This is a genomic window from Streptomyces hirsutus (assembly GCF_001418415.1).
In the GTDB taxonomy this organism is placed as follows: domain Bacteria; phylum Actinomycetota; class Actinomycetes; order Streptomycetales; family Streptomycetaceae; genus Streptomyces; species Streptomyces hirsutus.
On the sequence record NZ_LIQT01000586.1, the window covers coordinates 1 to 11,406 of the forward strand.

The 11,406-nt window shown below is 70.6% G+C and carries 10 protein-coding genes; 8 read left to right on the plus strand and 2 right to left on the minus strand.

Features of this window, described 5'->3' with window-relative positions:
• Nucleotides 1–46 precede the first annotated feature (46 nt).
• Complete coding sequence (locus AOK11_RS35005; protein WP_055597683.1) at nt 47–1,630, minus strand: DUF6801 domain-containing protein; 1,584 nt, start codon at nt 1,628–1,630, stop codon at nt 47–49.
• Between the two features lie 109 nt (nt 1,631–1,739).
• Nucleotides 1,740–2,375 carry a hypothetical protein gene (locus tag AOK11_RS35010; RefSeq protein ID WP_055597684.1) on the minus strand — a complete coding sequence of 212 codons (636 nt, stop codon included), beginning with the start codon at nt 2,373–2,375 and terminating at the stop codon, nt 1,740–1,742.
• 716 nt (nt 2,376–3,091) lie between these two features.
• On the opposite strand from AOK11_RS35010, the gene AOK11_RS35015 reads away from it, so the two are divergent.
• The 8 genes from AOK11_RS35015 to AOK11_RS35055 form a co-directional block, all read left to right on the plus strand.
• Nucleotides 3,092–4,102, plus strand: a complete 1,011-nt coding sequence (locus AOK11_RS35015) for an ABC transporter ATP-binding protein (RefSeq protein ID WP_055597685.1) — start codon at nt 3,092–3,094, stop codon at nt 4,100–4,102.
• Nucleotides 4,099–4,863, plus strand: a complete 765-nt coding sequence (locus tag AOK11_RS35020) for an MlaE family ABC transporter permease (protein ID WP_055597686.1) — start codon at nt 4,099–4,101, stop codon at nt 4,861–4,863. Before AOK11_RS35015 ends, AOK11_RS35020 begins: the two co-directional genes overlap by 4 nt.
• Nucleotides 4,864–4,868: 5 nt before the next feature.
• Nucleotides 4,869–5,675, plus strand: coding sequence for an MlaE family ABC transporter permease (locus AOK11_RS35025; protein ID WP_055597687.1), 807 nt, complete (start codon nt 4,869–4,871; stop codon nt 5,673–5,675).
• A 1-nt stretch (nt 5,676) separates the two neighbouring features.
• Nucleotides 5,677–6,930: an MCE family protein gene (locus AOK11_RS35030; protein ID WP_055597688.1), complete on the plus strand. Its 1,254-nt coding sequence runs from the start codon at nt 5,677–5,679 to the stop codon at nt 6,928–6,930.
• A complete protein-coding gene (locus AOK11_RS35035) occupies nt 6,927–7,985 on the plus strand; it encodes an MCE family protein (protein ID WP_055597689.1) in 1,059 nt (352 codons plus the stop codon). The genes AOK11_RS35030 and AOK11_RS35035 overlap by 4 nt, the downstream gene beginning before the upstream one ends.
• On the plus strand, nt 7,982–9,178 hold the full coding sequence (locus AOK11_RS35045; protein ID WP_079035277.1) for an MCE family protein: 1,197 nt from the start codon (nt 7,982–7,984) through the stop codon (nt 9,176–9,178). The genes AOK11_RS35035 and AOK11_RS35045 overlap by 4 nt, the downstream gene beginning before the upstream one ends.
• Entirely contained in the window at nt 9,175–10,251 is a 1,077-nt protein-coding gene (locus AOK11_RS35050) for an MCE family protein (RefSeq protein WP_055597692.1), read from the plus strand. The genes AOK11_RS35045 and AOK11_RS35050 overlap by 4 nt, the downstream gene beginning before the upstream one ends.
• Nucleotides 10,251–11,406, plus strand: a 1,156-nt coding sequence (locus tag AOK11_RS35055) for an MCE family protein (RefSeq protein ID WP_240497611.1), incomplete at its 3' end; no start/stop codon positions are given. The genes AOK11_RS35050 and AOK11_RS35055, both read left to right, overlap by 1 nt.

Below are 11,406 nucleotides of genomic sequence, written 5' to 3' on the forward strand. Positions count from 1 at the left end.
GTGGGGCCTTCCGTGGAGGAGGGAGGGTGACGGGAGGGGGAGCGGCTCAGCGTTCGGGGACGGGGATCACGTGCGGTTGCAGGTCGCTGGTGCACTGGGGGGCGTTGAACTCGTCCCCGAACACCGGGTTGGCGATGCTGCAGGTCTGGCCCTGGACCTGCTTGATCTGGTTGCCGGGGCCGGAGACGGAGGCGGTGAGGAGGCGGTCGAGGTTCTCGCCGCCGGCGCCGCAGCCGGTGAAGGCCGGGACGGTCGCCTCACCGGACAGGACACCGCCGGAGAGGAGCAGGTAGCCGGTGGCCGGCATGCCGAGGTCCTGCTCGCCCCTGCCGTACAGCACCAGGTGGTCACCGGGGTGGTTCGCGGGATCCGGCTCGAGGGAGGTGAGGGACTTCTCGGTCCTGCAGCCGGGGCCGACGTCCAGAGGGGTTCCGTTGACCTCGAGGTCGGTCACCCGGAGGGTCAGGGGAGCCCGGACGTAGGTGTCCGTGATCGTTCTGAAGTCGGACCAGCGCATCTTGATGCGCGAGTGGATGGTGACGGGGCCCGTCTGCTCCAGCACCATGGTGGCCGTCACGGGAGTGAAGCCGAAAGCCAGGAAGGTGCTCTCGAAGGGAGGCGTCCGCTTGCGTCCCTCGTCATGGAAGTCGCCCTGCGAGACGGTGTCGAAGATGAGGTAGTCGGGGTCGGGAGGGCCGTCCACGGGGTTCCCCTGCTCGATCAGCATGCAGGACGGCGGCAGGAGTGAGGCGGCGTTCAGCTTCTTCACGTTGGTGTAGCCCGTGACGTAGGCGTTCAGTGACGACGGCGTGGCCGGGTGCTCGTCGTCGTAGAGGCACGGCGGCGCGTCGCGGTCCGCGGCGGCGCCGGGCGGGTTCTCCGCCACCTTCGGCGCGCGGTCCCCCTGTCGGTCCTCCGGTTCGTCCGGTGTCCCGGAGGAGGGGGCCGGTGCCCCGGGGGAGGAGTCGGACGAGGACGGCGAGCCGCTCGGCTCAGCCGTGTCCGTACCGACCTGAACGGTGGCCAGCAGCCCCTTCTCCGGAGCGTCTTCGGCGGGGGAGCAGTCGACGGTCAGCGAACCGGGGTCGGTGGCGGCCCCGTCCGCGGTGCCGAGCGCCAGGTCGACGGCGAGATTCCCGGCGGAGAACGTCAGATCACCGTCGCTCCGCCCGGTCACCGACGGGACGTCACCCGTCGCGGTCAGCGTCAACGGTCCGGATCCGGGGAGGGCGACCGGCTCCGCGGTGCCGCGCCAGGTCGCCTCGGCGGCGGACTCGTTCTGGGCGACGCCGACGGTGAGGCGGGTGGCGGCCTGCGCGGTGGCGGCCTTGAGCGCGGTGAGGTCCGCGACCGCCTCCGCCGGCAGTTCCACGGTGGTGGTGACGTCGGTGGGCGAGATCGCCTCGCCCGCCTTCACCCGGTCCGGGAAGGCCGCCGAGACCCGTACCTCGGCGGGCTGCCGTCCGGACGGGAGCGTGCAGACGTAGGGGAGTTCGGCGTCGACCTCCTGGGTTCCCGCGGCGGAGGCCACGGCCGGGACCATGGCGGCGAGCACGACGAACGCGGCGATCGCCGCGCTCCTGGCGCGGATGCGGGGCGGCCGCGACGCGGCGGCACGGTGGCCTCTCATACAGCTCCACTCGAGTGGTTCGGAAGCCGACTCCGGCGGAATCCGGTACGGACGGCCCGTGAACGCCCGGCCGGGACGGCCGGCCGGGCGTTCACGAGCGAAGGGCGCCTTACGGGTTGGAGCCGACGATCTTCGGAATGGAGCCGTTCGACGCCTTGATGGCGTAGTTGCCCTTGAAGGTGGGCTTGGTGGTGGTCGTGACCACCGAGCCGCAGTTGACGGGGGCGGGGCTGGAGCTGACGGCCAGGTCACCGGAGACGCTGTTGACGGCCAGGATGCCGGTGGAGTTGGTGTAGGTGGCCGAGGCCTTGCCCGTCACCGTGAACTTGCAGGCGCCGGCGGTCACGTTGGCCGTGACATTGCCGACGTAGCCCTTGGTGACGCCGGTCGCGGCGGTGTAGTCCTGTGCGACGACGGTCCAGGGGGTGACCGCCACGGTGGTGACGTTGCCCAGGACACTGGTGCACGGCGAGGCGGCGGTGCCGAAGTTGATGGCGTTGATGGCGGCGACCGTCGCCGGGTTGCCCGTGGCGCTCGCCACGGTGCCCGACGCGCCCGAGGTGGTGCACGTCATCGGGATGGTGGCGGTCAGCACGATGTTGCCGCTGTTCGTCGCCGTGTAGCTGCCCGCCGGGGTGACGGTCCACACCGTGGAGGGCACCGCCGAGGCGGGCGCGACGGTGAGGCCGAAGGCGGCCGCGGCCGCACCCGCCACGACTGCGAACCTTCTCGTGTTCTTCTTCATGACGTCAGGACTCCTTGTGGATTGGCCGGCAGAGGTGGGCCGTGGCCGGTCGGTCGAGGGAAGGCCGTGCGGCCCGCGGCTCGGTGTTCCCTGTCCGCGAGAAATGACGTTACTTGCGGGAAACTTAGCCGAACAATGCCGCCGTTCATGATTCTTTCAAAAGTCGAACCATCTGTTTCCTGGGTGAGTGGTCCGCAGGTCGTCTTAGTCATCGAATGTCAATGTCGACATCGTGTCCGGTGGTTCGGGGTCTCGCCGTTCGCCGCTCGCCGTCGAGCCGCCCTGCTCATCCGGTGACAATTTCCGGGACGTTTTTTATCTGCGCCCTGACAGGTTCCGGTTGGCTGAAGCGGGTATCCCGAAAAACTCGGATCCCGGTATTGCCCGCCGAGGTTACTGGACCGTAACGTGCCGATGCGGTGCTCGGTTCCAGGTCGGCGGCCCCCGTCGGCCGGAGCCACGACGGATGCTTTCCGGCCTCACCCTCCCGCCGGGCCCGGACGTCCGTAGGCAGGGTCTCGCGGATCCGCACCCCCGGAGCCGCGAGACCCTGCCCCTGTCTCCCCGGAGACAAGTGCGGCCGGCCGGTTGTCTGCGCGGTGACAAGTTCCGGAAAGGGGACGGGAATCCGGCACCGCGCCCGTTGTCATTGCGCTCCGCGCCGACCTAACGTGCGCCCCGCGGTGCACATCCGACCTGCGTCCGCTGGAGGTGACATGGGAATCGAAGTGGTGGTCGAGGGCCTGACCAAGTCCTTCGGTAGGCAGAGCATCTGGCGGGACGTGACACTCACCCTTCCTGCCGGAGAGGTGAGCGTGATGCTGGGACCGTCCGGCACCGGGAAGACCGTTTTCCTGAAGTCGCTCATAGGGCTGCTCAAACCCGAGCAGGGCCGTGTCCTCATCAATGGGGTGGACATGGTGAACAGTCCCGAAAGGGATATCTACGAGACCCGGAAACTTTTCGGTCTCATGTTTCAGGACGGCGCCCTCTTCGGGTCGATGTCCCTCTTCGACAACATCGCCTTCCCGCTGCGCGAGCACACCCGCAAGAAGGAGTCCGAGATCCGCCGCATCGTCATGGAGCGGATCGAGATCGTCGGACTGCTGGGCGCGGAGGGCAAGCTTCCGGGAGAGATCAGCGGCGGCATGCGCAAGCGGGCCGGCCTGGCCCGCGCGCTCGTGCTGGACCCGCAGATCGTCCTCTGCGACGAACCGGACTCCGGGCTCGACCCGGTCCGCACCGCCTACCTCTCCCAGCTGCTGATCGACCTGAACGCGCAGATCGACGCGACGATGCTGATCGTCACCCACAACCTCGACATCGCCGCCACCGTGCCCGACAACATGGGGATGCTCTTCCGGCGCGAGCTGGTCACCTTCGGCCCGCGCGAGGTGCTGCTCACCAGCGAGGAGCCGGTCGTGGCCCAGTTCCTCGGCGGCCGGCGCGAGGGCCCCATCGGGATGTCCGAGGAGAAGGACGCGGCCACCCTCGCCGCCGAGGCGGGCACGGCCGTCGCCGACGACGCCCGGCCCCGGAGGATCGTGCCGCAGCTGGAGCCGTCGCCCGGCCTCCCGCCGCGCCGGGCCGTCGCCCGACGGCGCGAACGAGTCATGGGCATGCTCGACCGGTTGCCGCCCGCCGCGCGCTCCGCCATCCGGGAGACCTACGCGCACAGCGCCCAGGCTCCCACGCTGCCGATGCCCGCCACCGGGAGCGGCGCATGATCACCGGTGCGCTGCGGCAGACCGGCCGGCTCTTCGCGCTCGCCGCCGAAGTGAGCCGCGCCTTCTTCCGAAGACCCTTCCAGTTCCGCGAGTTCGTCGAGCAGTTCTGGTTCATCGCGGGCGTCACCATCCTGCCCGCCGCACTCGTCTCGATCCCCTTCGGCGCCGTCATCGCCCTCCAGGTCGGCTCCCTGACCCAGCAGCTGGGAGCCCAGTCGTTCACCGGAGGCGCCAGCGTCCTGGCCGTCGTCCAGCAGGCGAGCCCCCTCATCGTCGCCCTGCTCATCGCCGGCGCCGGCGGCTCCGCCATCTGCGCCGACCTCGGCTCCCGCAGGATCCGCGAGGAACTCGACGCCATGGAGGTCATGGGCGTCTCGCCCGTGCAACGCCTGGTCGTGCCCCGGGTGCTGGCCACCATGGGCGTGGCGGTCCTGCTCAACGGCCTGGTCTCCGTCGTCGGCACCCTCGGCGGCTTCTTCTTCAACGTCGTCCTGCAGGGCGGCACCCCCGGCGCCTACCTGTCCAGCTTCTCCGCCCTCGCCCAGCTGTCCGACCTGTACGTCAGCGAACTCAAGGCGCTGGTCTTCGGGTTCATCGCGGGCATCGTCGCCGCCTACCGGGGCCTCAACCCGCGCGGCGGCCCCAAGGGCGTCGGCGACGCCGTCAACCAGTCCGTCGTCATCACCTTCCTGCTGCTCTTCTTCGTCAACATGGTGATGACGGCCGTCTACCTCCAGATCGTCCCGCCGAAGGGAGGCTGAGCGCGATGGCCTCCCCGCTCGCCCTGCTCGACCGCACCGGCGACCAACTGCTCTTCTACGCACGGGCCCTGCTGTGGATCCCGCGGACCCTGCACCGCTACCTCAGGGAGGTGCAGCGCCTCCTCGCCGAGGTGGCCTTCGGCACCGGGGGCCTCGGCGTCGTCGGCGGCACCGTCGGCGTGATGATCGCGATGACGCTCTTCACCGGAACCGTCGTCGGACTCCAGGGCTACGCGGCCCTCGACCAGATCGGCACGGCCGCGTTCACCGGATTCGTCTCCGCCTACTTCAACACCCGCGAGATCGCCCCGCTCGTCGCCGGACTCGCCCTCTCCGCGACCGTCGGCGCCGGCTTCACCGCCCAGCTCGGCGCCATGCGCATCAACGAGGAGATCGACGCCCTCGAGGGCATGGGCATCCGCTCCAAGCCCTACCTGGTCACCACCCGCATCATCGCCGGCGTCGTCGCCATCGTCCCGCTCTACGCGATCGGGCTGCTCTCCTCCTACGTGGCGTCCCGCTACGTGACCGTCCTGTTCAACGGCCAGTCCCGGGGCACCTACGACCACTACTTCAACCTCTTCCTCTCGCCCACGGACGTCCTGCTCTCCGTGCTGAAAGTGCTGATCTTCAGCGTGATGGTGATCCTGGCCCACTGCTACTACGGCTACCGCGCCACGGGCGGCCCCGCCGGGGTCGGCGTCGCCGTCGGCCGGTCCGTGCGCAACGCCATCGTGCTGATCAGCGTCACCGACTTCTTCCTGTCGCTCGCCCTGTGGGGCGCGACCACGACCGTGAAGGTGGCGGGGTGACATGAGCGGACGACGAGGCGTCACACTGGGCCGCCGGTGCGCCGGGGTGGCGTTCCTGCTGGTGCCCGCCCTGCTGATCTGGCTGGCCGTCGCCGTCTACGACAAGCGGTTCACCGATTCCGACCCGGTGGTCGTCGAGACCGGCAGCGTCGGCAACGAGATGCACCCGGGCGCCGAGGTCAAACTGCGCGGGGTCGTCGTCGGCGAGGTCCGCTCCATCGACGCCCACGGCGACGGCGCCCGGCTCACCCTCGCCATGAAGCCCGGCACCCTGGACCGGGTACCGGACGACGTCCGCGCCCAGATGCTGCCGACCACCCTGTTCGGCGAACGGTTCGTGGCCCTCGTACCGTCCCGGAACCCCTCGCCCCGGCCGCTGGCCGCCGGAGCCGTCATCCCCCAGGACCGCTCCGAGAACGCCGTCGAACTCCAGCAGGTCCTCGACAACGTCCTGCCGATGCTCACCGCGGTCCAGCCGCAGAAGCTCTCCGCGACCCTGTCGGCCGTCTCGCAGGCCCTGGAGGGACGCGGCGACCGGCTCGGCGACACGCTCGGCGTGCTCGACGACCACCTGCGGGAGTTCAACCCCCACCTGCCCACGCTCAACCGGGACCTCAAACAGCTCGTGAAGGTCGGCCATGTCTACGCGGACGCCGCACCCGACATCATCACGGCGCTCACCGACTTCACCACCACCAGCGGCACCCTCGCCGCACAGGAGGCCGACCTCGCCGACACCCTCGGCGCCACTACCCGGACGGCCGAGGACATGACGGCCTTCCTGCGCAAGAACGAGGACACCGTCATCCGGCTCAGCGCCACCGGCAGGCCCACCCTGGAACTGCTCGCCGAGTACGCCCCCTCCTTCCCCTGCACCCTGCGCACCCTCGCCGAGTTCGTGCCCGCCATGGACAAGGTGCTCGGCAAGGGCACCGACCGGCCCGGCATCCACGTCGACGTCACCACCGTCCCCTCGCGCGGCGCCTACGTCCCCGGCCGCGACACCCCGGCCTACGACTCCGGCGGCGGCCCCCGCTGCCACCCGGTGCCCTACCTCGGCGGGTCCGCCGAACCCGCCGCACGGGCTTCCGCGGGGACGGACGAGGACCTCGGCCCCGCCAACTCCCCGCAGGAGAACGCCCTCGTCAACGAGCTGCTCGCGCCCGCCGTCGGCCAGAGCCCCGCGGACCTGCCCGACTGGAGCAGCCTGCTCGTCGGGCCCGTCTACCGCGGCACGGAGGTGACCCTCGGATGACTCCCCAGGATGACGCGCACACCCGACGCCGCCCGCTGACCGGGACGCTGCTCAAGTCCCTCGTCTTCGTCCTGGTCACCGGCATCGCCACGACCGTGCTCGGTCTCAGCGTCGCCAACACCGGCGTGGGCTCCGACACCCACAGCTACAAGGCCCTGTTCACCGACGTCACCGGGCTCGTCGACGGCGACAGCGTGCGGATCTCCGGGGTGAAGGTCGGCGAGGTGACCGACGTGCGCGTCGTGCAGCGACGCACCGCGCAGGTCACCTTCACCGTCCGCGACGACCGCCGGCTGCCCCGGTCGACCACCGCCGCCGTGAAGTACCTCAACATGGTCGGCCAGCGCTACGTCGCCCTCGACCGCGGCAGCGGCGACCTCACCGGCACCCTCGACCAGGGCGCCACCATCCCGCTCGACCGCACCGCGCCCGCCCTCGACCTGACCCTCCTCTTCAACGGGTTCAAGCCGCTGTTCGAAGGACTGTCCCCGAAGGACGTCAACGAACTCGCCGGATCGATCGTGCAGGTGCTCCAGGGCGAGGGTGCCACCGTCGACAGCCTGATCCGCCACATCGGCTCGCTCAGCACCACCGTCGCCGCCAAGGACAAGGTGATCGGCCAGGTCGTCGACAACCTCGGCACCGTCCTGAAGACCCTCAACGACCGCGAGGCCGGCTTCGACGACCTCGTCGACACCCTGCAGGACCTCGTCACCGGCTTCAACGAGGACCGCAAACCCCTCGGCGAGGCGGTCGAGGCCATGGGCGACCTCACCACCGTCACCGCCGACCTCCTCGAGGACGGACGCGCGCCCCTCAAGCAGGACATCCGCGAACTGGGCCGGCTCTCGACGGGCCTGGGCGAACACACCCCGCAGATCGAGGACTTCCTCGACCGGACCCCCGCCAAGATGACCGCCCTGGCCCGCCTCTCCTCCTACGGGTCGTGGCTCAACCTCTACCTCTGCGAGGCCCGCGTGAGCGGAGTGAGCACCTCCGACGGCTCGAAGCCGCCGACCGGCATCGCGATCACCGAATCGAGGTGCCGGGGATGAGGCCCTTCATACGACGCGGCGGGAGCGACGGGGCAGGCAGGACCGAGAGGACCGAGAAGGCGGAGAAGGCTGAGAGGGCGGAGAGGGCGGAGAGGGCGGAGAGGGCGGAGAGGGCGGAGAGGGCGGAGAAGGCCGAGCGGGCGGTGGCCGGGCCCCGGCGCCCGCGCATCAGACCGGTCAAGGAACGCGACCCCGTCGCCGTGGCCGTCGTCGGGCTGCTCGTCCTCGCCCTGCTCGCCGCCCTCGCCTACCACGTGGACCGGCTGCCGCTCGGCGGCGGCACCTCCTACAGCGCCGACTTCTCCGAGGCGGCCGGCCTCGACGAGGGCGACGAGGTGCGCATCGCCGGCGTCAAGGCCGGCCGGGTCACCGGCGTCGGGCTCGACGGCGCCAAGGTGAAGGTCACCTTCGAGGTCGAGGACGCCTGGCTCGGCGACCGGACGACCGCCGCCATCGCCATCAAGACCCTCCTCGGCGACAAGTACCTGGCACTCGACCCGCTCGGCTCCGCCCGGCAGGACCCCGGCAGCCGCATCCCGCTGTCCCGCACCACCTCCCCCTACGACGTGACGCAGGCGTTCCAGGATCTCAGCGGCACCGTCGACGCCATCGACACGCAGAAACTCGCGGAGAGCTTCGAGACCCTCTCCGACACCTTCAAGGACTCCCCGCCCCACGTGAGGAAGGCCGCCGGAGGTCTGTCCGCGCTGTCGAAGTCCGTCTCCAAGCGGGACGCGGAACTCTCCGAACTCCTCAAGGGCAGTGCCACGTTCACCAAGACCCTGCAGAACAAGCAGTCCGGCTTCGAGACCCTGCTGGAGGACGGCGGCACCCTGCTCGGCGAACTCCAGGACCGCCGCGACGCCATCCGCGCCCTCCTCAAGGGAAGCAGAAAGCTCGGCACCGAACTCAGCGGCCTCGTCGACGACAACGAGAAGCAGCTCGGTCCCACCCTCAAGGCCCTCGGCCGGGTCACCGGCGTCCTGGAGAAGAACAGCGCCCAGCTCGGCAAGACCCTCGCCCTGGCCGGACCGTACTACCGCCTCGTCGGCAACACCCTGGGCAACGGCCGCTGGTTCGACAGCTACCTGTGCGGTGTCGTCCCCCGCGCCTACCTGCCCGAGACGTCCTTGCCCGAGACCGGATGCCTGCCGCCGAAACAGACGGCGGCCCAGGGGAACGGTGAACGATGAGCAGACGCAGAAAAGTCCTCACCGGCGTGCTCGCCCTCGCGGTGCTCGCCGCCGGAGGCCTGACCGCCGTCCGGGTCCTCGACTCCGAAGGCACCCGCATCACCGCCTACTTCGACCGCGCCGTCGGCATCTACGCCGGGTCCGACCTGCGCATCCTCGGCGTGCGGGCCGGCGAGGTGGAGTCGGTGCGGCCGCAGGGCACCACGGTGCGCGTCGGCCTCCTCCTGGACGAGGGCGTGAAGGTTCCCGAGGGGGCGAGGGCCGTCGTCGTCGCACCGAGCGTCGTCGCCGACCGCTACGTGCAGCTGACCCCCGCCCACAGCTCGGGGCCCGCCCTCGCCGAAGGCGCCGTACTGCCCGCCTCCCGCAACCGCACACCCGTCGAGATCGACCAGCTCTACGCATCGGTCACCGAACTCTCCGAGGCCCTCGGCCCGGACGGCGCCAACTCCACCGGCGCGCTGTCCGACCTGCTGACGACCGGCGCCGCCAACCTCGACGGCAACGGCGAGACCATCGGCACGAGCATCGAGGAGTTCGGCAAGGCGGCCAAGACCCTCGACGGCAGCAGCGGCGACCTGTTCCGCACGCTCAGCCGGCTCCAGACCTTCACCACCATGCTGAAGGACAAGGACACCGACGTACGGACCGCGCAGGAACGCCTGGACGAGGTCGTCACCTTCTTCGCCGACAACAAGGGCGACCTCACCGGCGCGCTCGAGGAACTCGGCACCGCCCTCGGCCAGGTCAAGACCTTCATCGAGGACAACCGGGGCGAGCTGAAGAAGAACGTCGACCGGCTCGTCCCCCTCACCCGGACCCTCGTCGAGCAGCGGGCCTCCCTCGCCGAGGCGCTGGACGTGGCACCGCTGGCCGCGGGCAACCTCGTGCGCGCCTACAACCCCGACACCCGCACCCTCGACGGCCGCGCCGACCTCAACGAGATCAGCATGGGCGGACCGCTGCTGCCCCTGCCCGCGGCGGGCGGCTCGTCCACGAGCGGCAGCGGGGCGACGGGCGGCAGCGGGGCCGGGAACGACGGCGGGTCCGCGGCCTCCGGAAAGGAGGAGTGATGAAGGGAACGAGGAAGCACGGCGCACGGCGCGCCGGCGCGGGAGCCGACGGGATCAAGCGCGGCGTGCTCACCACGGGCGGCGCGGTCGGCCTCACCCTGGGCGGGCTGATCGCCCTCGGTCTCGGCTTCGCCCTGGCCCTCGGCGCGGCCACCACCGGCCTCCCGAGCTTCGACGGCATCGAGGACCTGCCGCTGCCCGGCGGCGCCGACCTCGGCGACCACCCCTACACCGTCACCGCGGAACTCCACGACGTACTCAGCCTGGTCCCGCAGTCCGCGGTGAAGGTCAACGACGTCGCCGTCGGCCGGGTCACCGCCATCGAGCTCGGCCACGACGACTGGTCGGCCCGCGTCACCATGAGGATCAACGGCGATGTGCGGCTGCCCGCCGACGCCACCGCCCGGCTCGAACAGTCCAGCCTGCTGGGCGAGAAGTACGTCCAACTCGCCGCGCCCGCCCGGGAGTCCGGCAGCACGGCCGGCACCGGCACCGGAACCGGAAGGCTGGAGGACGGAGGGGTCATCCCGGTCTCCCGCACCAGTCGCGACACCGAGGTCGAGGAGGTGTTCGGCGCGCTGTCCCTGCTCCTCAACGGCGGCGGCGTCAACCAGCTCAAGACCATCACCCGGGAGCTCAACGCGGCGCTCGGCGGCCGTGAACCCGAGGTCCGCTCCGTACTGAAGCGGGTCAACACCCTGGTGACCGACCTCGACGACAACCGGGGCGACATCACCGACGCCCTCGACGCCGCCAACCGGCTCTCCGCGACCCTCGCCACCCGCAAGGACGACGTCGGCACCGTCCTCACCGACCTCTCGCCCGGACTGAAGACGCTCGAGAAGCAACGCGGCTCCCTGCTGACCATGCTGCGCTCCCTCGACACCCTCTCCGGCGTCGCCGTCTCCACCATCGACGCGAGCAAGGACGACATGATCGCCGACCTCAAGGCCATCGCGCCGACCCTGAAGGCGCTCGCGGACGCGGGCACGGACCTGCCCGACTCGCTCCAGGTGCTGCTGACGTACCCGTTCACCGACGAGGTGCTGCGGGGAGTGAAGGGCGACTACCTCAACGTGTACCTGAACATGACCGCCGCCCCCGGTACCCAGGTGATCCCGCCCCTGGTGCCGCAGGACACGGCCTCCCCCTCCC

Coding starts and splice junctions, on each gene's coding strand:
- AOK11_RS35005 (WP_055597683.1), bottom strand. CDS start 1,630: ATGAGAGGCCACCGTGCCGCCGCGTCGCGGCCGCCCCGCATCCGCGCC.
- AOK11_RS35010 (WP_055597684.1), bottom strand. CDS start 2,375: ATGAAGAAGAACACGAGAAGGTTCGCAGTCGTGGCGGGTGCGGCCGCG.
- AOK11_RS35015 (WP_055597685.1), top strand. CDS start 3,092: ATGGGAATCGAAGTGGTGGTCGAGGGCCTGACCAAGTCCTTCGGTAGG.
- AOK11_RS35020 (WP_055597686.1), top strand. CDS start 4,099: ATGATCACCGGTGCGCTGCGGCAGACCGGCCGGCTCTTCGCGCTCGCC.
- AOK11_RS35025 (WP_055597687.1), top strand. CDS start 4,869: ATGGCCTCCCCGCTCGCCCTGCTCGACCGCACCGGCGACCAACTGCTC.
- AOK11_RS35030 (WP_055597688.1), top strand. CDS start 5,677: ATGAGCGGACGACGAGGCGTCACACTGGGCCGCCGGTGCGCCGGGGTG.
- AOK11_RS35035 (WP_055597689.1), top strand. CDS start 6,927: ATGACTCCCCAGGATGACGCGCACACCCGACGCCGCCCGCTGACCGGG.
- AOK11_RS35045 (WP_079035277.1), top strand. CDS start 7,982: ATGAGGCCCTTCATACGACGCGGCGGGAGCGACGGGGCAGGCAGGACC.
- AOK11_RS35050 (WP_055597692.1), top strand. CDS start 9,175: ATGAGCAGACGCAGAAAAGTCCTCACCGGCGTGCTCGCCCTCGCGGTG.